The organism is Streptomyces sp. NPDC001902, assembly GCF_042891295.1.
Classification (GTDB): Bacteria; Actinomycetota; Actinomycetes; order Streptomycetales; family Streptomycetaceae; genus Actinacidiphila.
On sequence record NZ_JBIATA010000001.1, the window covers coordinates 553,273 to 571,331 of the forward strand.

The following is an 18,059-nucleotide window of genomic DNA, read 5'->3' on the forward strand; positions in this document are numbered from 1 at the left end:
CCGCCCGCGGCACGCGACGAAGGGGTACGACAGCGATGACCGACGACACGCAGGTGCAGGCCGCCGTCGCGGCCGAGTTCAGGGACCTGGCCGACCTGCTCGACGGGGCCCCCGCCGCGTGGTGGGACACCCCCTCGCTCTGCGAGGGCTGGCGGGTGCGCGAGGTCGTGGCGCACATGACGATGGCGGCGCGCTACTCGCAGGAGGCGTTCATGGCGCTCCTCGCCGAGCACGGCTTCGACTTCACCCGGCTGTCCGACGCCGTCGCCGAGCGGGACGGCGCACTGCCCACCGGGGAACTGGTCGGCTGTCTGCGCTCCGAGGTGATGGGGCGGTGGCAGCCACCGGGCGGCGGTGCCCACGGCGCGCTCAACCACGTGGTGATCCACGGGCTGGACATCACCGTGCCGCTCGGCACGGGGCGCCGCGTCCCGGGGGAGACCCTCGGCATCCTCCTCGACGACCTCACCGCGGGCGGTGGGCACGCGCACTTCGGCGTCGCCGTCGAGGGCCGGCTGCTGCGGGCCACCGACCAGGACTGGTCTTACGGTTCCGGCCCGGAACTGCGGGGCACCGGCGAGGACCTGGCCCTGGCGATGTGCGGGCGCCGGCTCCCCGCCGGCCGGCTGGAGGGCGAGCCGCTGTGAGCGGGGCCGGGTCGATGCACCTAGGCCGTGTCGTCACATGAACTCCCCCAGCTCCGTTGGGGGTGCCCCCACCGCCCGAAGGGCGGGCCCAGCGGCTCCCCCAGCTCCGCTGGGGCCCCCAGGTGCGGTGCATCGCAAGGCGGAGAGCCGTCCTCGTGGTGGGCTACTCGGACGATGCGACGACTCCCCCGGGCCGGAGGCTGGGGGAGTGCCGTGCCTGGGGGCACCTCCCAGCGCCAGCGGGGGGAGCGGCGCGGGGTGGGGGCACCCCCGGCCGAAGGTTGGGGGAGGGCATGTGACGACACCGCCTAGGTCCTGCCGGCCTCACCCTGGGGGGACCTGCGCTTGGGGCGGCGCAGGCCGGCCTCGGTGAGGTGGCGCAGCAGTTCCTTGCTGCCGACCTCGACGGCGCCCGCGGCGACGGCCGAGGCGTAGCGCTCGCTGGGGACGTCGTAGTGGTCGGCGTCGAAGGCGCGGCGGGGGGCGCCGATGGCGGCGGCGAAGGCGTGGAGCTCCTCGTACGAGGTGTCGCTCACCATGTGGGACCACATGCGGCCGTGGCCCGGCCAGGTCGGCGGGTCGATGTAGACGGTCACGTCAGCGGGGCCCGCCGAGGGTCGCGGACAGGCCGCCCACGGGGGCGACGGCCTCGCCGAGCGACTCGCACACCCAGTGCGGGTCGGGGCCGAGTTCGGGCTCCACGTCGAGGGCGTGCGGGTCGGCGCAGCGAGGGCAGAGCGGCCAGCGGCCCATGCGTTCGAGCAGGGCGTCCTTGACGTCCTGGGCGACCAGCCCCGCGACGAACGCGGCGCCGTCGGGCCACTGCTCCACCCACCAGCGGCGCTGGGAGACGGCGTCCTCGACGAGCGAGACGATGTGTGCGTCGGCGACGCCGGTCGCGGTCAGGTCGGCGAGGACGAGCGCGCGGGCGCTGTGCAGGGCCGCCTCCAGGCCGGCGGAGGAACCGGGTGCGTCAGGATCCATGGCCCCCATTGTGGACCAACCGCCGCGCAGGCGTCCTTGACGCCGTCAGGAGGTGAAAATAGCTTTCGTCCGTGGCCGAGAAGATGAAGGAAACCTTCAACACGGGTGGGCTGGCCGCCAAGGTCAGGACCATGGCCCCGTCCATGACCCGGTCGATGCAGCGGGTCGCGGAGGCCGTGGCCGCGGACCCGGCGGGCTGCTCCCGGCTCACCGTGACGGCGCTCGCGGCCCGTACGGGGACGAGCGAGGCCACCGTGGTGCGCACCGCGCGCGTGCTGGGCTACCCCGGCTACCGGGACCTGCGGCTCGCGCTGGCCGCGCTGGCCGCCCGCGTGGAGGCGGGGGCACCGCCCGCCGTCACCCCGGACATCGCGGTGGACGACCCGCTGGCCGACGTGGTCGCCAAACTCGCGCTGGACGAGCAGCGGTGCCTGGCCGACACCGCCGCCCAGCTGGACGTGACCCAGCTGGAGGCGGCCGTGGCCGCGCTGGCCGCCGCCCGCCGCATCGACGTCTACGGGATCGGGGCGTCCAGCCTGGTCGCCCAGGACCTGGTGCAGAAGCTGCTGCGGATAGGCCTGGTGGCGCACGCCCTGGGGGACCCGCACCTCACCCTCACCAACGCGGTCCAGCTGCGCCAGGGCGACGTCGCCGTGGCCATCACGCACTCCGGCCACACCCACGACGTGGTCGAGCCGCTGCGCGCCGCCTTCGACCGGGGCGCTACCACCATCGCCGTGACCGGCCGGGTGGACGGCACCGTCACCCAGTACGCCGACCACGTGCTGCTCACCTCCAGCGGCCGGGAGAGCGAACTGCGCCCGGCCGCCATGGCCAGCCGCACCAGCCAGCTGCTGGTGGTGGACTGCCTGTTCGTCGGGGTCGCCCAGCGCACGTACGACACCGCGGCCCCGGCCCTGTCCGCCTCGTACGAAGCCCTCGCCCACCGCCACAGCCCGCGAAGGAATCACCCGCAATGACGCACGCCGAGCTCCGTCGCGAGCTGGACCACCTCGGAACCGAGGCCTTCCGTGCCGAGCTCGCCGAGGTCGACCGGCTCGCGACGCTCGACATCGCCCGGCTGATGAACGCCGAGGACGGCACCGTGGCGGCCGCCGTCGCCGAGCAACTGCCCGTCATCGCCGCCGCCGTCGACGGCATCGCCGCGCGCATGGCCCGCGGCGGCCGCCTGGTCTACGCGGGCGCGGGCACCGCGGGACGGCTCGGCGTGCTCGACGCCAGCGAGTGCCCGCCGACCTTCAACACCGCGCCGGGCCAGGTCAGCGGCCTCATCGCGGGCGGGCCCACGGCGATCGTGGACGCGGTCGAGGGCGCCGAGGACAGCGGGGAACTGGCCGCCGCCGACCTGGACGCCCTCGGGATCGGCCCGGACGACACCGTGGTCGGGGTCTCCGCCTCCGGCCGCACCCCGTACGCCGTCGGCGCCGTGGAGCACGCCCGCGCGCTGGGCGCGCTGACCGTCGGACTGTCCTGCAACCCGGGCTCCGCGCTGGCCGCCGCGGCCGACCACGGCATCGAGGTCCTCACCGGCCCGGAGTTCCTCACCGGCTCCACCCGGCTGAAGGCGGGCACGGCGCAGAAACTCGTCCTCAACATGCTGTCGACGATCACGATGATCAGGCTGGGCAAGACGTACGGGAACCTGATGGTCGACGTGCGCGCCTCCAACGACAAGCTGCGCGCCCGGTCCCGGCGGATCGTGGCCCTGGCCACCGGCGCGCCCGACGACGAGATCGAGGCCGCCCTCACCGCCGCCGGCGGCGAGGTCAAGAACGCCGTCCTCGTCGTCCTCGGCGGCGTGGACGCCCCGACGGCCGCCCGGCTCCTGGCGGAGGCGGACGGCCATCTGCGCGCGGCACTGCTCGCGGCCGTCGCCGACGACCGCGGGTGAGCCTGCGCGCGCGGGCGTGGGGTCACGCCGCGCGGAGCGCCTGCGGGAGGGGCGCCGCGTGGAGGACCGCCAGGCCCGAGACGGCGCGGGTCAGCGAGACGTACAGGCGGCGCAGGCCGGTGCGCTCGTCGGGCTCGCCGTCGACCACCGCGGCGGGCTCGTCCAGTACGACGTAGTCGTACTCCAGGCCCTTGGCCAGGGAGGCCGGGACGAGCGTGAGGCGGACCTCGGGTGTGGTCTCCTCACCGGGTGACAGGTACGGCAGGCCGGCCGCCGCCAAGGCCTCGGCCAGTGCGGGCACGCGCGCGTCGGCGGCGATCAGGCCGATGGACCCCTCGCGGTCCAGGGCCTGCCGGCAGGCGTCGAGCACGGCCGGGGTCAGGCCGCCCGCCGGGACCTCGGTCACCGAGAAGGCGCCCGGGTTCTCCCGGACGGAGGTCGCCTCCTTCAGGCCGGGTGCGATCTCGGGCAGCAGCCGGGAAGCGTAGGCGATGACCTCCAGCGGGACGCGGAAGCCCTGGGTCAGTTCCTCGACCCGCGAACCCGGCTTGCCGAGGTGCTCCAGCGCCTCCTCCCAGGTCCCCGTCGCCCACGGGGTGGTGCCCTGGGCGAGGTCGCCCAGCACGGTCGCGGAGCCGGTGGAGCAGCGGCGGCCCACCGCCCGGTACTGCATGGGGGAGAGGTCCTGGGCCTCGTCCAGCACGACGTGGCCGAGCGAGGCCGTGCGGTGCACCAGGTCGTGGGCCTCGTCGACCAGCACGGCGTCGGCGGCCGACCACGTGGCGGAGGCGGCCGAGCGGGCGGGCTTCTCCCAGAGGATCTCCTTCTGCTCCTCCTCGGTCAGCACGCCTTCCGCGCACACGGCCAGGAACTGCGGATCGGACAGCAGCCGCAGCACCGTCTTCGCCGGGTCCACCGGCGGCCACGCCTCCTTCACGGCCGCCTTGACCGCCGCGTTGCGCGCGACCGCGTCCTGCACCCGGTCGTCGGGGGCCTCCCCGGCCGCCTCCATCCGGACCAGCACGGCGTGCGCGATCCGCTGCGGCAGCGCCTCGCGGGCGGCGCCGTAGCGGATGTCACGCTCCATCAGCTCGCGGACCAGCTCCTCCAGTTCGTACGCCGGGACGCGCCAGCGGCGCGAGCCGCGCACCACGACCACCGGCTCGGTGGGCATCCGGATGCCGGAGCGGACCGCGCGCCGCAGCACCTCGGCCATGCGCGCGTCGCCCTTGACGCCGGCGGCGGCCGCCGAGTCGGTGCCCTTGACCGGGACGTGGGCGACCAGGTCGTCGACGGTGGCCTGCTTGACGCTCAGCTCGCCCAGGGCGGGCAGCACCTGCTCGATGTAGTGCAGGAAGGACGCGTTGGGGCCGATGACGAGGGTGCCGGTGCGGGCCAGCCGTTCGCGGTGCGCGTAGAGCAGGTACGCCACCCGGTGCAGGCCGACGGCGGTCTTCCCGGTGCCGGGCGCCCCCTGCACGCAGACCGTGCCGCCGACCCCGGCGCGGACGATCTCGTCCTGCTCGGGCTGGATGGTGGCGACGATGTCGCGCATCGGGCCGACGCGCGGCCGCTCGATCTCCTGCTGGAGCAGCTTGCTGGAGGTCTGCGCCTCGTCCGGGTCGGTGAGGTGCTCGTCCTCGTACGCGGTCAGCTCCCCGCCGGTGTAGCCGAAGCGGCGACGCAGCGCGACGTCCTGCGGGTCGGTGCGGGAGGCCCGGTAGAAGGGCTGGGAGACCGGCGCGCGCCAGTCGACGACCATGGGGTCGCCGTCCGCGTCGTGCACGTGGCGCCGGCCGATGTAGAAGCGGTGACCGGCTTCGGCGCCGTCCGCGTAGTCGAGACGGCCGAAGAACAGCGGGGTGTGGGCGAGGTCCGCGAGCGCCTTGATGCGGGCGGTGATCTCCGACTGCAGCACTTCCGCGTTCACCCAGTTGGCGGTGACGTCCCGGATGTCGAGGGCCTCGACGTCGGCGCGCATCGCGCGCAGGGCGGAACGGGACGAGGCGAGGTGGGAGCGTTCGCGGTCGAGCGGATTGTCGGTGGTGAGGGACTGTTCCCCTGGCACGGGTTGCCTCCGGCGGCACGTAGGGCATGGCTCAGCCGGCCCCTGACCTGCGCGCACGGGGGCGCGGGGCGGGGCGCTGTCCTGATACGGATCACGACTCGGGCCGACCGGTTTCCGTCCGGCCGGTGGCGCCGTCCCTCAAGGGGGCGGGCGGCAAGACGCAGGATCTTACGCCTCGGCGACGGCAGGTGCTAACTGGTTTTCCCCCGCCCGTAGCCGGAACCTCTGCCCAAAGGGTCACGTATGCGTACATTGGGGGCATGGCACGACCAGTGGTCTCCCGCGTCCACGGCAGCACCGCTATCGCCGAGGACCCCGGGCACCGGCATCCGGTCCACCCCGTCGGGGACGCCCTGCGCGCGGTCCGGGTCTACGTCGCCACGGCCGTCCGCGTCGTGGTGCTGGGCCAGGACGGCTCCGCCGCGCGCGACTGACGCGGCGGGCCTCCCGGCGCGGTCCCGCGGACGGGTCAGAGCAGCTCGTCCGCGTCGACGATGCGGTACGCGTACCCCTGCTCGGCCAGGAACCGCTGGCGGTGCGCGGCGAAGTCCTGGTCGATGGTGTCGCGGGCGACCACGGAGTAGAAGCGGGCCTCGTGACCGTCCGCCTTCGGCCGCAGCACCCGGCCGAGGCGCTGCGCCTCCTCCTGACGGGAACCGAAGGTGCCCGAGACCTGGATGGCGACCGTCGCCTCCGGCAGGTCGATCGAGAAGTTGGCCACCTTGGAGACCACGAGCACCGAGATCTCGCCCTGCCGGAAGGCGTCGAAGAGCTTCTCGCGCTGGGCGTTGGTCGTCTCGCCCTTGATCACCGGCGCCCCGAGGTGCTCGCCCAGCTCGTCGAGCTGGTCGATGTACTGGCCGATCACCAGCGTCTGCTGCCCGCGGTGCTTGGCGACCAGCGCCTCGGCGACCTTGCGCTTGGTCGCGGTCGTCGCGCAGTAGCGGTACTTCTCCTCCGGCTCGGCGGTCGCGTACGCCAGCCGCTCGGAGTCGGTCAGGTTGACCCGCACCTCCACGCAGTCGGCGGGCGCGATGTAGCCCTGCGCCTCGATCTCCTTCCACGGCGCGTCGAAGCGCTTGGGACCGATCAGCGAGAAGACGTCCGACTCACGGCCGTCCTCGCGCACCAGCGTCGCCGTCAGGCCGAGCCGGCGGCGGGCCTGGAGGTCCGCGGTGAACTTGAAGACCGGCGCCGGGAGCAGGTGCACCTCGTCGTAGACGATCAGGCCCCAGTCACGGGAGTCGAAGAGCTCCAGGTGCGCGTAGACGCCCTTCCGCTTGGTCGTCAGCACCTGGTACGTGGCGATGGTGACCGGACGGATCTCCTTGCGGGTGCCGCTGTACTCGCCGATCTCGTCCTCGGTCAGCGAGGTCCGCTTCACCAGCTCGTGCTTCCACTGCCGGGCCGAGACCGTGTTCGTCACCAGGATCAGCGTCGTCGCCTTCGCCTGCGCCATCGCGCCCGCGCCCACCAGCGTCTTGCCGGCGCCGCAGGGCAGCACGACCACGCCCGAGCCGCCGTGCCAGAAGCCCTCCACCGCCTGCTCCTGGTAGGGGCGGAGCTTCCAGCCGTCCTGGTCCAGCTCGATCGGGTGCGCCTCGCCGTCCACGTAACCGGCGAGGTCCTCCGCCGGCCAGCCCAGCTTGAGCAGCACCTGCTTGATCTGGCCGCGCTCGGAGGGGTGGACGACCACCGTGTCGGGGTCGAGCCGGGCGCCCACCAGCGGCGTGATCTTCTTCGAGCGGAGGATCTCCTCCAGCACCGGACGGTCCGTGGAGGTCAGCACCAGGCCGTGCGCCGGGTGCTTGCTCAGCGTCAGCCGGCCGTAGCGGGCCATCGTCTCGGCGACGTCCACCAGCAGTGCGTGCGGCACCGGGTAGCGGGAGTACTGCACGAGCGCGTCCACGACCTGCTCGGCGTCGTGCCCGGCGGCGCGGGCGTTCCACAGCCCCAGCGGGGTGATCCGGTAGGTGTGGATGTGCTCGGGCGCCCGTTCCAGTTCGGCGAAGGGGGCGATGGCACGCCGGCACTCGTCGGCGAGCTCGTGGTCGACCTCCAGCAGCAGGGTCTTGTCGCTCTGGACGATCAGGCAGGACACGCAAACCTCCGCGAATGGGCGGGCCGGGACCGGGAAGGGGGCCGGGCTGAACTATCCATGGTCCCCCATCCCCGAGGGGAAACGTCCCGGTCCTCCGGATCGATACCGCGCCCCGCCCCCGGGCGGCGCCCCGTCCCCGCCCCGCGGCAGGGTCACGCCAGGTCGTCGGCGAGCTCGGCGACACCCGTTATCCGGTGCAGCGCGAAGGTGCGGACCTCGTCGGCGGTGTGGTCGTACGCGGTGACGAACCCGCCCTCCACCCGGATCGGGCCGATCACGCGCTGGCTCGCCGCGCCCTCCGCGTTGACGTAGCCGATCCACACCGACTCGCCGGTCAGCACCGCCGCCTGCATCGTCGCCAGCGTCTCGGCCGCCGCCGTGCGCGGCAGCCGGCCGTCGCCCTGGCCGCCCGGGCGCTCCGCGGACTCCCTGCGGACCGCGGTCGAGGCCCGGTCACCGGCCCGGATCGCCTTGACGGCCGCCCCGAGGAGTGTCCCGTCCGGGGTCGGCGGCCCGTCCACCACGGGTACCGGCGCGCTGCGCGGCGGGGTGCGCCGGGCGTCCGCGCGGGTGATCAGCACATCGCCCTCGGCGGACTCGGCCGCCGGCGCGTGGCCCAGCGCGCGCAGCCGCTCCAGCAGCGTCGCCGGATCGCTCTGCGCCGCCAGCACCGTCGGCGCGAGGCGGCGCAGCCCGAGGCCGGCCGCCCGGCGGTCGGCCAGCAGCTCGCTGAGCAGCGCGTCGTCGTCGCAGCGCACGTACGCCGAAGCCGCGCCCACGCGCAGGCGTCCGTGCCGGCGGGCGACGTCGTCCACGAGGTAGCTCAGCGGCTGCGGCACGGGCGTGCGCGAGTGAGCGGAGAGGAAGGCGTGCAGGTCGGCGGCGGTGCGGCCGGCGTCCAGCGCCCGGCGCACCGGCTCCTGGGTGAAGCGGAAGACGGTTGCGCCGCCCTTGGACTCCACGTCCGCCAGGACGTGCAGGGTCTCGGCGAGGTGCGGCTGCAGAGGGCCCGGCGCGACCGCCGTCAGATCGGCCTGGAGCAGCACGTGGTCCAGCGGTTCCGGCAGCAGCGGCCCGAGCAGCACGGCCGCCGCGTCCCCGGAGCGCCGCAGCAGCGCGCGGCCGTGCGCCGCCAGCGCGCCACGGCCGGTGACCCCCAGCATCTCCGCCTCCGTCACCGTCCAGCGCACCAGGTCGGCGCGGAGCGGGTCCATCGAGGCGCCGCCCCGCAGCGGGCGCTCCCAGCGCAGCCGGGCCAACAGCGCGTCCTGGTCCGCCGAGGCGCCCTCGGGGAGCGCGGCCAGCAGCTCCAGCGTCCGGCGGCGCACCTCCGGGGCGAGCGAACGGTCCAGGTCGGGGCCGAGCGCCGCCAGCGCGCGGCCCTTCACGTCCCGCGTGCCGACGACACCCGGTACGCGGGTGGCGGCCAGCCACGCCGTGACCAGGGCCGCCCAGCGGTCCTCGGCGGGCAGCGCCAGCCACCCGTCGGTCGCTGGGGTCGGCGCGTACGCCTCGTCCAGCTCCCCGTCCGCGGCGACCAGGCCCGCGGCGTACGCCACCTCCACCCAGAACGCGGCCAGCGGATCCGGCACGTCCAGTGCCGTGGCCACCCGCTTCAGGTCCCGCACGCTCAGCCCGCCCGCACGCAGCACCGGCGGACCGCCGGTCTCCCACTGCTTCAGCAGCTCCTCGACCGTACGGACCGCTGTGAAGGCCTGACCCGCGGCGGTCCTGTCCACAGCCTGTGGATCGTGCTGCTTCGGCTCCACGGCCGGCGCGACCGGCTCCGGGGCGCGGTGCGCCCTGCCGTCGCGCAGATGCAGGGCCACCTCGCGGGGGAGCACGACGTTGCGCGCCCCGGCCGGCAGCAGCAGCCCGCGCTCCAGCAGCCAGGCCACCGGGGGCGGCGGCACCGACACGTCCGCCACCTCCCCGTACGGCGGGCCCCACGCCAGCCTGCGCAGCACCGCCACGGCCTCCGGGGGCGCGCCGTCGAGCAGTGCCGCCATCCGCGCGCGGTCGGCGAACAGCGAGGTCAACGACCCCACCGCGCTCACCGGGTCGTGCGTGGGCGGCAGCCCGGCCACCGTGAGGATCTGCTGCAACCGCGTCGGCGACATGCCGGAGGTCGCCTCGGCCACGGTCGGCCCGAGGCCGGTCGGGGACGGGGTCCCCGCGGCCGGGGCCAGGATGTCGCGCGCGGTGCGCACCAGGCGCAGCCGGTCGTCCCCGCCCCACAGCAGTGCCTGCGCCCGCAGCGTCGCCACCGCGCCGGGCAGCGCCTCCGCCGACTCCGGGCCCATCAGCGCGGCGAGCGCGTCGTGTCCGGCGCCGTCCGGCGCGACGGCCAGGGCCTCGGCGGTCTGCAGCGTGAACCGGTCCAGGCGTTCGAGGGCGCGGACGACGGAGGCGCGGGTGCCGGCGCGGGTCGCCAGCTGCGAGAGGTCGTTAGGGACCGGGTTCAGCAGGTCCGGGCGCGCCCGGAGCAGTGCGGACAGCGCGTCGTCGCCGCGGGCGCGCAGATCCTCCGCGAGCGTGCGCGGCGCCGCCGCGGGGCCGTCAGTGCTCATCTCCCCCACATTAGCCCTGCCCGTCCCCAACCCATGGTGGGCGTCGCCCCCGCTTTTCCCCAAGCGTGCCCGGTGCGGGTGTGTGGGGTTGCGGGCAGTCGTCCCTGGGCATGGGGGTCCCCCCGGCCGAAGGCTGGGGGAGGGTGGGCGCACCCCACCCACCGGGGTGCGGACGCCGGAGCAACCCGCGGTACCGCACAGGCGCGGCGCCGTCGTGGGGTTGCGCCAGCCCGCTTCGCCTCCGGCGAGCGGCCGACCCGCAACCATGCCCGGGCGCGGCCCGGGGCGGTAGCGTCGGGGCATGGGTGCGGAGGAGAGCGACCGGCTGGTACTGGACTACCTCAGCAAGGTGGGGGACCTGGCACAGACCGCCCTCCCGGCGGACCGGCGGCGGGACCTGGTGGCACGCCTGCGCAAGGACATCGACCGGGAGCGGCACGGCAGCGACAACCCCGCCGTGGTGCGGCGGATCCTGGGCCGGCTGGGCGCCCCGGACGCCGTGGTGCAGGGGGAGGCCGCCGCCGCGGTGCCCGCGCCCCGCACCCCGGCGGAGCCCGCACCGGCGGAGCCGCAGTGGTGGCGGCTGCCCGACCAGCGCACCCAGTCGCGTTCGCCTTCGCCGTCCGCGTCGCGGACGTTCCTGCCCGGTGACGAACTCGCCGGGCTGCCCGGCATGACCGGTGGCCTGATCATCCCGCTGACCCCGGAGGAGGAGCCGGAGGCCGCCCCGGCCGCCAAGGCCGAGGCCGAGCCCGAGGCCGAGCCGGACGCGGCGCCGGCCACGCGTCGCGGGCCGTGGCGGTGGCGGGCCGGTCTCCTGGAGTCCGTCGCCGCGCTCCTGCTGCTGACCGGTGCCGTCCTCGGCTCCTGGATCGCCCTCCTCGCCGGGTGGGCCGTGGCGTACGGCTCACGCCGCCTGTCCCGCCGCGCGTCCCGGTTCGCGGCGCTGGGCCTGCCAGGGCTGACCGCCGCGGCCGCGCTGATCTGGATCTGGGGCCGCTTCGCCGGACGGTGGGGCGAGCCGATCCCCGAGGGCGGCCTGGACGCCGCGATCGCCGACGCGCTGCCCACGGTCGTGCGGATCGCGGCCGTCGCCTCCGCCGCCTTCCTGCTCTGGCGGGGGAGCAGGGCCGGCCGGCGGCCTCGTTAGAGTGGCTGCCATGCCCGCTTCCCAGCCGACGTCCCCGATAACGGTCGGGTTCGACCTCGACATGACCCTGATCGACTCACGGCCCGGCATCAAGGCCACGTACGAGCGCCTCGCCGAGGAGACCGGTGTCTTCGTCGACGCCGCGCTTGCCGTCACCCGCCTCGGGCCGCCGCTCGACTGGGAGCTGGCGCACTGGTTCCCCGCGGAGGACGTCCCCGCGGTCGCGGACCGCTACCGGGCGCTGTACCCCGAGTTCGCCATCGCCCCGACCCCGGCCATGCCCGGGGCGCGCGAGGCCGTCGCCGCCGTGCACGCGGCGGGCGGGCGGGCCGTCGTGGTCACCGCGAAGCACGAGCCGAACGCCAAGCTGCACCTCACGCACCTGGGCCTGGAGGTCGACGAGGTGCGCGGCTGGCTGTGGGCCGAGGCGAAGGCCGAGGCGCTGACCGAGTACGGGGCGGCGGTCTACGTCGGGGACCACGTGGGGGACGTCGTCGGGGCCCGTACGGCCGGCGCGCTGTCCGTGGCGGTGGCGACGGGCCCGGTCACGGCGGACGAACTGCGCACCGCGGGGGCGGACGTCGTGCTGGCCGACCTGACGGAGTTCCCCGCCTGGTTCGCCTCCTACGCCCCGGACCCCGGCGCCGTCGCCTGACGGCTCTGCGCCCGCGCGGAGCGCAGCAGCCCGGCCAGGGCCAGCGCGAAGCCGACGCCCATGAGCATCGACACCAGGTAGGCGGCGGTCGGCAGAGGGTCGGATCCCAGGAAGAGCGGGGCCACGGTGGCCAGAGTGCCGAGCGCGCCGACGACGAAGACGGCGGCGCCGGCGCGCACGAGGAGATCGCCGGGTTTCCGGGTTTCGGTGGTCACCGGACCAGGGTAGATCGCCCGGGGAAGTCGCAGCGCACCGGCCGGACGGTGGCCGGGGCAGGAAGACCACGGAGTCTTGTCACACGCCCCTGGGCCATTAGCCTTATGGGCAGCGGGTCTGCCAAGAGGCCCGCTGTCTTGCTATCCAAGAGCTTTTTTCTGTCTACAGCGAGGACGAGGTCGGACGTGCCTACCGGCAAGGTCAAGTGGTTCAACAGCGAGAAGGGCTTCGGCTTCCTCTCCCGCGACGACGGCGGCGACGTCTTCGTGCACTCCTCCGTCCTGCCGGACGGCGTGGCCACGCTGAAGCCGGGGCAACGAGTCGAGTTCGGCGTCGTCGCCGGACAGCGCGGTGACCAGGCGCTGTCGGTGACCCTGTTGGAGCCGGCGCCGTCCGTGGCGGCCGCGCAGCGGCGCAAGCCCGACGAACTGCTGCCCATCGTCCAGGACCTCACCACGCTGCTGGAGGACGTCGCCCGCTCGCTGCAGCGCGGCCGTTACCCGGACAAGGCCCACGGCCACAAGATCGCGTCCGTCCTGCGCGTCGTCGCCGACCAGTTGGACGTCTGACCCCCCGCCCGGGTGCGGGCTCACGACTCGAGCGCGTGCGGACCGAGGGGCGGCACCAGTCCCTCGGCCGCGGCCCGGGTGAGCAGCCCGCGGACCGCCGCGTAGCCCTCCTCGCCGAGCGCCGAGGTGAACTCGTTCACGTACAGCCCGATGTGCTGGTCCGCCACCTTCGGGTCCATCTCCTGCGCGTGCTCCATGACGTAGCCGCGTGAGGCCTCGGGCTCGTCCCAGGCCATGTGCACGGAGGAACGGGCCGCGGCCGCCAGTTCGCGCAGACGCTCCTCGCCCAGGGAGCGCTTGGCGATGATCGCGCCGAGCGGGATGGGCAGCGTGGTGGTCTGCTCCCAGTGCTCGCCCATGTCCGCGAGTTTGTGCAGCCCGTAGTCCTGGTAGGTGAAGCGCGCCTCGTGGATCACGAGCCCCGCGTCCACCCGGCCGTCCCGTACCGCCGGCATGATCTCGTGGAACGGCAGGACGACGATCTCCCCGACGCCGCCCGGCACTTCGGCGGCCGCCCACAGCCGGAAGAGCAGGTACGCCGTCGAGCGCTCGCTCGGCACCGCCACCGTGCGCCCGCTCAGGTCGGCGCCCTTGCCGGTGCCCTCGTCCCTGGTCAGGACGAGCGGGCCGCAGCCGCGGCCCAGCGCGCCGCCGCAGGGCAGCAGCGCGTACTCGTCGAGCACGTAGGGGAGCACCGCGTACGAGACCTTCAGGACGTCGAACTCGCCGCGCTCGGCCATCCCGTTGGTGACGTCGATGTCCGCGAAGGTCACGTCGATCGCAGGCGCGCCCGGGACCAGGCCGTGCGCCCAGGCGTGGAAGACGAAGGTGTCGTTGGGGCACGGGGAGTAGGCGATCCGCAGTGCGCGCTCTTGGCTCATGTCCGGTCTCCAACGTCGAGTACGGCGGGTTGCTTCCCGAGCCGGGCGAAGGCGTCGGCGAGCGCGTCGAGCGCCTCCCCGATCCGCCAGGCCGCGCGGTCGCGCGGGCCCACCGGATTGGACACCGTACGGATCTCCAGGACGGGCAGCCCGTGCGCCGCGGCCGCCTCCGCGACGCCGAAGCCCTCCATGGCCTCGGCCGGCGCGCCGGGGTGACGGCGCGTCAGCTCCGCGGCCCGCCCGGCCGTCCCGGTCACCGTCGACACCGTCAGGACCGGCCCGTACGCCGCGCCGAGCACGTCGGCGACCCGGCGGGACAGCGGTCCCGGCGGCCGGTGCTCGGAGGTGCCGAAGCCCAGCTCGGCGACCGGGAGGAAGCCCTCCGGGCCCTCCGCGCCCAGGTCGGCGGCGACGATCGCGTTCGCGACGACCACCGAGCCGACCGGTGCGTGGGGCTGGAAGCCGCCGGCGATCCCGGCCGAGACGACGAGCCCGTACCGCGCCGCGGTGAGCGCCGCCGCCGTGCCCGCCGCCGCGGCGGCGGGGCCGACGCCCGCGGCCAGCACGTCCGCGAGGGCGGTGCGCAGCAGCACGCGGCCACCCGGTACGGGCTGCTCGGCGGGCGTGCCGCCGAGCCCGCGGACGACCGCGTCGCGTTCCGCCGGGACGGCGGTGACGACGAGGAGGCGGGGCATCATGACCTCGGCGCAGTCAGCGGACGGTTTCAGCCCGCCGACTTCAGCTTGAACTGCCAGACCCCGAGGTAGTCCTGGGCGCCGGCGGTCTCGATGATGTTGAGGGTCACCTCGCTGGCCGCGGCACCGGTCTGCGCGTCGGAGAGCAGGGTCTCGGCGTCGAAGGAGCGGTAGGTGGTGTCCTTCAGCAGCCCCGACTTGCCGGAGGTGCCGGCGGCCACGACCCAGCCCTTCTCGGCGATCGCGGGGTCGACGCCGATCCGCACCTTGTCACCGGGCCGGACCGTGATGGTCTTCTCGGGCTTGCCCTGCAGGCAGGCCAGGAAGACCTGCTCCGAAAGCTTCTTCCCGTCGAGGTAGCACTTGCTGGTGGCCTCGGTGGTCACGGTCCTGTCGCCGACGGTGACGGTCGCCAGGGGGGTCGGCTTCTCGCAGGCGGAGAGGGCGATCAGCCCGAGGGACACGGCACCGAGGGCGGCGGCACGGCGGCGATTGCTCATGAAGGTGAGGCTACCGGGCGGTCGCGCTCCCGCTACGCGGGGGGCCCGCTCGTGTCCCCTGGCCACCCCCGCTCAGACGGTGCGCGGACGTGTCGCCCGTCCCCGGGCACCCGTCATCAGGCCGCGGACCGAGAAGGTGACGCCGAGCGCCACCAGGGCCGCCCCCACCGCCATCCCCAGCGTGCCGTTGAGCGGCAGGACGATGCCGATGGCGCCGCCGATCACCCACGCCAGCTGGAGGGCGGTCTCCGAGCGGGCGAACGCCGAGGTGCGCACCTCCTCGGGCACGTCCCGCTGGATCAGGGCGTCCAGCGAGAGCTTGCCCAGCGCCTGCGCGATGCCCGCCGCGGCCGCGACGACGGCGATGGTCAGCACGCCGTACCAGGCCGCCGCCACGCACGTCGCCGCCAGGGCGGCGGCCAGCGCGCTGATGATGATCCGCTCCGGTCCGCGGTCGCGCAGCCAGGAGCCCAGCGCGGTGCCGAAGGCGTTGCCGGTGCCCGCCGCCACGGCGACCAGGCCCAGCGACACCGGCCCCGACAGGCCGCCCAGCGGATGCTCGCGCAGCAGGAACGCCAGGAAGAGGGTCAGGAACCCCGACAGCGCCCGCAGCGCGGCGTTGGCCTGCAGGGCGTGCAGCACCGGGCCGCCGACGCTCCGCAGCCCCGGCCGCTTCTCCCGCCACTGCCGGCCCAGGCGGTGGTGCTCGACCTCCTCACCCGAGGTCAGTTCGGCGCGCGCCTCGCCCTTGGCGGAGTCCACCTTGTGCGGGAGGGAGAAGGAGAGCAGCGTCCCGACGACGAAGACGACGAACGCCCCGTACAGCGGCACGCCCGGCCCGATCAGGTGGAGCAGCCCGCCGATCGGCGCCGCCACGGCGGTGGCCAGCAGGCCCGTCAGGCTCACCCGGGAGTTCGCCTTCACCAGCGTCGTACGGGCCGGCAGCAGCCGTGGCATCACCGCGCTGCGCACCACGCCGTACGCCTTCGACGCCACGAGCACGCCCAAGGCGGCCGGGTACAGCTCCAGTCCGGCGGTCGCCACCACCCCGGCCATCGTCCAGGCCAGGATCGCCCGGGCCAGCATCGACATCGCCATCGCGGCGCGCCGGCCGTGCGGGATGCGGTCCAGCAGCGGCCCGATCACCGGGGCCAGCAGCGCGAACGGGGCCATCGTGACCAGCAGGTAGAGCGCCACGCGGCCGCGCGCCTCACCGGTCGGCACGGAGAAGAAGATCGTGCTGGCGAGCGCGACGGTGATCAGCATGTCGCCGGCCGAGTTCACCGCGTGCAGCTCGATCAGCTTCGCCAGGCCCGACTCGCCCGCCCCGCCCGAGTGCGTGTGACGCCGGACGCGCCGCACCACGGCGGACGACGTACGCTGCGTGGCGCGCGCGACGGCGTTCCCCGCCCTGCGAACCGGTCCCGGGCCGGACGTCACTGTGCGTGCCACGCTCGCCAGTCTGCCCTACCGGGCGGCTTTCCGAACGGGGCGCGCACCGATAGCGTGCGATCGCGCAGAATGGAGTCATCAGGTGCGCCCGTGGACGTACGGGCAGGCAGCGTTTGAAGCGGTCCTCCGGTCCGCTCCGCCACCGCCCCGCCCGACCCTCGGCGGCGCACGCGTAAGACGGCGTAGGAGAGAATCGATTCTTGTGAGTGCTGCGATGCGAAGCCGTACCCCTGACCGCCTGTGCGCCGAGGCGGTCGACCTCGCCCTCGAAGCCGCCGTCGAGGCCTTCGGCGAGAAAGCGGTCGGCGAGCACCTCGGGGCGGTCGCCGAGGGCGACCGCGTCGTTACGCACCTGTTCGACTGCCGTGAGGCCTCCTACCGCGGCTGGCGCTGGGCGGTCACGCTCACCCGCGCCTCCCGCGCCAAGGCCATCACCTTGGACGAGACGGTCCTCGTGCCCGGGCCCGAGGCCGTCCTCGCGCCCGAATGGGTGCCGTGGAGCGAGCGCCTGCGCCCCGGCGACCTCGGCCCCGGCGACCTGCTGCCCACCGAGGCGGAGGACCTGCGCCTGGAGACCGGCTTCTCCGGGGAGGACGCCCCGCCGCCGAACTCGCCGGTCTCCGAGGAGATGGCCGAGCTCGTCGAGGCCGAGGACGCGGACGTCTCCGGCGGCCCCCCGGCGACCCTGCCGATGGCGCCCACGGTCGGCACGATCGCCGCGGTCGCGGAGGAGATCGGCATGGCCCGGCCGCGCGTGCTGTCCCGGTACGGGCTGCACGTCGCCGCGGACCGCTGGGAGGACGAGTACGGCCCCAAGGCCCCGATGGCCCAGGCCGCCCCCGCCCAGTGCGTCTCCTGCGGCTTCCTCGTCCCGATCGCGGGCTCCCTGCGGCAGGCCTTCGGCGTCTGCGCGAACGAGTTCTCCCCGGCCGACGGACGCGTCGTCTCGCTCGCCTACGGGTGCGGCGCGCACTCCGAGGCCGCGGTCATGCCGAAGACGCCCCGGCCCGCGCCGCCCGTCCTCGACGAGACCGCGATCGAGCCGCTCCCCCTCCACCCCGACCGCCAGGGCTCCGTCGAGGACACCACCCCGGCCGAGGAACTCGGCCACAGCTGACGGCTCCGCCGCGGCCCGGGGCGGCGCGTCGGTGCCCCCCGCTCCGCCGCCCGACCGCCCGCGCCGCGGACGGCGCGCCTCGGCGGCCGTGTGGCCTCCGCCACCCGCCCCGCCTGGTCCGGGTCGGGGCTGGGGCTGCTGCGCGCCGGTGAGGGTGCGATTCCGGCCGGGGAACTCGGCCCATGGTCGCTGGATCCGTCGGCGGCCGACGCCTGGGAGCAGGTGGCGCTGGGCGTTCCTTGGGGGCCGTGTGGGCTCCGTCCGCGTCGGGCCTGGTCCGGGGCCCACCGGGGCCGTTGGGCGCTGGTCGTCCCGGTTGGGTGATTCGGCCACGGCCGACGGTCGCGCGCGGGTTGCGCGGGCTGCCCTTCGCGGCCAGGTGGGGTGCCGCCCCGTCCGGGTCGGGACTGGGGTCGCTGCGCGCCGGTGAGGGTGCCATTCCGGCAGGGGAACTCGGCCCATGGTCGCTGGATCCGTCGGCGGCCGACGCCTGGGAGCAGGTGGCGCTGGGCGTTCCTTGGGGGCCGTGTGGGCTCCGTCCG

18 protein-coding genes are annotated in these 18,059 nt (G+C 74.9%); 8 read left to right on the forward strand and 10 right to left on the reverse strand.

Features of this window, described 5'->3' with window-relative positions:
- Positions 1 to 35: 35 nt before the first annotated feature.
- On the forward strand, positions 36 to 647 hold the full coding sequence (locus ACFYYN_RS02605) for a maleylpyruvate isomerase family mycothiol-dependent enzyme (protein WP_500322757.1): 612 nt from the start codon (positions 36 to 38) through the stop codon (positions 645 to 647).
- A 308-nt stretch (positions 648 to 955) separates the two neighbouring features.
- Here the strand turns inward: ACFYYN_RS02605 and ACFYYN_RS02610 are convergent, their stop codons facing one another.
- Together ACFYYN_RS02610 and ACFYYN_RS02615 are read right to left on the reverse strand one after the other, a co-directional pair.
- Complete coding sequence (locus tag ACFYYN_RS02610; RefSeq protein ID WP_500330372.1) at positions 956 to 1,243, reverse strand: DUF4031 domain-containing protein; 288 nt, start codon at positions 1,241 to 1,243, stop codon at positions 956 to 958.
- 1 nt (position 1,244) lies between these two features.
- Positions 1,245 to 1,631 (reverse strand): DUF8819 family protein, encoded by a 387-nt coding sequence (locus ACFYYN_RS02615; RefSeq protein ID WP_500330370.1) that lies wholly within the window; start codon positions 1,629 to 1,631, stop codon positions 1,245 to 1,247.
- Between the two features lie 83 nt (positions 1,632 to 1,714).
- Between ACFYYN_RS02615 and ACFYYN_RS02620 the strand changes: the two genes are divergently transcribed.
- Together ACFYYN_RS02620 and murQ are read left to right on the forward strand one after the other, a co-directional pair.
- A complete protein-coding gene (locus ACFYYN_RS02620) occupies positions 1,715 to 2,611 on the forward strand; it encodes a MurR/RpiR family transcriptional regulator (RefSeq protein WP_500544487.1) in 897 nt (298 codons plus the stop codon).
- Entirely contained in the window at positions 2,608 to 3,543 is a 936-nt protein-coding gene (murQ, locus tag ACFYYN_RS02625; protein WP_500544404.1) for an N-acetylmuramic acid 6-phosphate etherase, read from the forward strand. The genes ACFYYN_RS02620 and murQ overlap by 4 nt, the downstream gene beginning before the upstream one ends.
- Positions 3,544 to 3,565: 22 nt before the next feature.
- Here murQ and ACFYYN_RS02630 read toward each other — a convergent pair whose 3' ends face one another.
- On the reverse strand, positions 3,566 to 5,611 hold the full coding sequence (locus ACFYYN_RS02630) for a HelD family protein (protein ID WP_500544405.1): 2,046 nt from the start codon (positions 5,609 to 5,611) through the stop codon (positions 3,566 to 3,568).
- A 260-nt stretch (positions 5,612 to 5,871) separates the two neighbouring features.
- Between ACFYYN_RS02630 and ACFYYN_RS02635 the strand changes: the two genes are divergently transcribed.
- Positions 5,872 to 6,045: a hypothetical protein gene (locus tag ACFYYN_RS02635; protein ID WP_500544406.1), complete on the forward strand. Its 174-nt coding sequence runs from the start codon at positions 5,872 to 5,874 to the stop codon at positions 6,043 to 6,045.
- Positions 6,046 to 6,080: 35 nt separating this feature from the next.
- On the opposite strand, the gene ACFYYN_RS02640 is transcribed toward ACFYYN_RS02635, so the two are convergent.
- On the reverse strand, positions 6,081 to 7,712 hold the full coding sequence (locus ACFYYN_RS02640; RefSeq protein ID WP_499512482.1) for a DNA repair helicase XPB: 1,632 nt from the start codon (positions 7,710 to 7,712) through the stop codon (positions 6,081 to 6,083).
- Between the two features lie 152 nt (positions 7,713 to 7,864).
- On the reverse strand, positions 7,865 to 10,282 hold the full coding sequence (locus ACFYYN_RS02645; RefSeq protein WP_500544407.1) for a helicase-associated domain-containing protein: 2,418 nt from the start codon (positions 10,280 to 10,282) through the stop codon (positions 7,865 to 7,867).
- 301 nt (positions 10,283 to 10,583) lie between these two features.
- Here ACFYYN_RS02645 and ACFYYN_RS02650 point away from each other — a divergent pair, with 301 nt between their 5' ends.
- Together ACFYYN_RS02650 and ACFYYN_RS02655 are read left to right on the forward strand one after the other, a co-directional pair.
- Complete coding sequence (locus ACFYYN_RS02650) at positions 10,584 to 11,432, forward strand: HAAS signaling domain-containing protein (RefSeq protein ID WP_500544408.1); 849 nt, start codon at positions 10,584 to 10,586, stop codon at positions 11,430 to 11,432.
- Between the two features lie 10 nt (positions 11,433 to 11,442).
- The gene (locus tag ACFYYN_RS02655) at positions 11,443 to 12,087 is read left to right on the forward strand and encodes an HAD family hydrolase (protein WP_500330362.1); all 645 of its coding nucleotides are present in this window, start codon (positions 11,443 to 11,445) and stop codon (positions 12,085 to 12,087) included.
- Here ACFYYN_RS02655 and ACFYYN_RS02660 read toward each other — a convergent pair.
- Positions 12,057 to 12,302, reverse strand: coding sequence for a hypothetical protein (locus ACFYYN_RS02660; protein ID WP_500330361.1), 246 nt, complete (start codon positions 12,300 to 12,302; stop codon positions 12,057 to 12,059). The two genes, ACFYYN_RS02655 and ACFYYN_RS02660, sit on opposite strands and share 31 nt — an antisense overlap.
- Before the next feature lie 186 nt (positions 12,303 to 12,488).
- On the opposite strand from ACFYYN_RS02660, the gene ACFYYN_RS02665 reads away from it, so the two are divergent.
- On the forward strand, positions 12,489 to 12,872 hold the full coding sequence (locus tag ACFYYN_RS02665) for a cold-shock protein (protein WP_319161765.1): 384 nt from the start codon (positions 12,489 to 12,491) through the stop codon (positions 12,870 to 12,872).
- A 20-nt stretch (positions 12,873 to 12,892) separates the two neighbouring features.
- Here ACFYYN_RS02665 and ACFYYN_RS02670 read toward each other — a convergent pair whose 3' ends face one another.
- The 4 genes from ACFYYN_RS02670 to ACFYYN_RS02685 all read right to left on the reverse strand — a co-directional run bounded on the left by ACFYYN_RS02670 (position 12,893) and on the right by ACFYYN_RS02685 (position 16,400).
- Positions 12,893 to 13,753 carry a 1,4-dihydroxy-6-naphtoate synthase gene (locus ACFYYN_RS02670; RefSeq protein ID WP_500544409.1) on the reverse strand — a complete coding sequence of 287 codons (861 nt, stop codon included), beginning with the start codon at positions 13,751 to 13,753 and terminating at the stop codon, positions 12,893 to 12,895.
- On the reverse strand, positions 13,750 to 14,451 hold the full coding sequence (locus ACFYYN_RS02675) for a futalosine hydrolase (protein ID WP_500544410.1): 702 nt from the start codon (positions 14,449 to 14,451) through the stop codon (positions 13,750 to 13,752). Before ACFYYN_RS02675 ends, ACFYYN_RS02670 begins: the two co-directional genes overlap by 4 nt.
- Positions 14,452 to 14,477: 26 nt before the next feature.
- Positions 14,478 to 14,948: a hypothetical protein gene (locus ACFYYN_RS02680; RefSeq protein ID WP_499512475.1), complete on the reverse strand. Its 471-nt coding sequence runs from the start codon at positions 14,946 to 14,948 to the stop codon at positions 14,478 to 14,480.
- A 72-nt stretch (positions 14,949 to 15,020) separates the two neighbouring features.
- A complete protein-coding gene (locus ACFYYN_RS02685; protein WP_499512474.1) occupies positions 15,021 to 16,400 on the reverse strand; it encodes an MFS transporter in 1,380 nt (459 codons plus the stop codon).
- A 214-nt stretch (positions 16,401 to 16,614) separates the two neighbouring features.
- On the opposite strand from ACFYYN_RS02685, the gene ACFYYN_RS02690 reads away from it, so the two are divergent.
- Positions 16,615 to 17,517, forward strand: a complete 903-nt coding sequence (locus ACFYYN_RS02690) for a DUF3027 domain-containing protein (protein WP_499512473.1) — start codon at positions 16,615 to 16,617, stop codon at positions 17,515 to 17,517.
- The last annotated feature ends 542 nt before the right edge of the window (positions 17,518 to 18,059 follow it).

Coding starts and splice junctions, on each gene's coding strand:
- ACFYYN_RS02670 (WP_500544409.1), bottom strand. CDS start 13,753: ATGAGCCAAGAGCGCGCACTGCGGATCGCCTACTCCCCGTGCCCCAAC.
- ACFYYN_RS02620 (WP_500544487.1), top strand. CDS start 1,715: ATGAAGGAAACCTTCAACACGGGTGGGCTGGCCGCCAAGGTCAGGACC.
- ACFYYN_RS02605 (WP_500322757.1), top strand. CDS start 36: ATGACCGACGACACGCAGGTGCAGGCCGCCGTCGCGGCCGAGTTCAGG.
- ACFYYN_RS02680 (WP_499512475.1), bottom strand. CDS start 14,948: ATGAGCAATCGCCGCCGTGCCGCCGCCCTCGGTGCCGTGTCCCTCGGG.
- murQ (WP_500544404.1), top strand. CDS start 2,608: ATGACGCACGCCGAGCTCCGTCGCGAGCTGGACCACCTCGGAACCGAG.
- ACFYYN_RS02615 (WP_500330370.1), bottom strand. CDS start 1,631: ATGGATCCTGACGCACCCGGTTCCTCCGCCGGCCTGGAGGCGGCCCTG.
- ACFYYN_RS02690 (WP_499512473.1), top strand. CDS start 16,615: ATGCGAAGCCGTACCCCTGACCGCCTGTGCGCCGAGGCGGTCGACCTC.
- ACFYYN_RS02635 (WP_500544406.1), top strand. CDS start 5,872: ATGGCACGACCAGTGGTCTCCCGCGTCCACGGCAGCACCGCTATCGCC.
- ACFYYN_RS02645 (WP_500544407.1), bottom strand. CDS start 10,282: ATGAGCACTGACGGCCCCGCGGCGGCGCCGCGCACGCTCGCGGAGGAT.
- ACFYYN_RS02675 (WP_500544410.1), bottom strand. CDS start 14,451: ATGATGCCCCGCCTCCTCGTCGTCACCGCCGTCCCGGCGGAACGCGAC.
- ACFYYN_RS02650 (WP_500544408.1), top strand. CDS start 10,584: ATGGGTGCGGAGGAGAGCGACCGGCTGGTACTGGACTACCTCAGCAAG.
- ACFYYN_RS02655 (WP_500330362.1), top strand. CDS start 11,443: ATGCCCGCTTCCCAGCCGACGTCCCCGATAACGGTCGGGTTCGACCTC.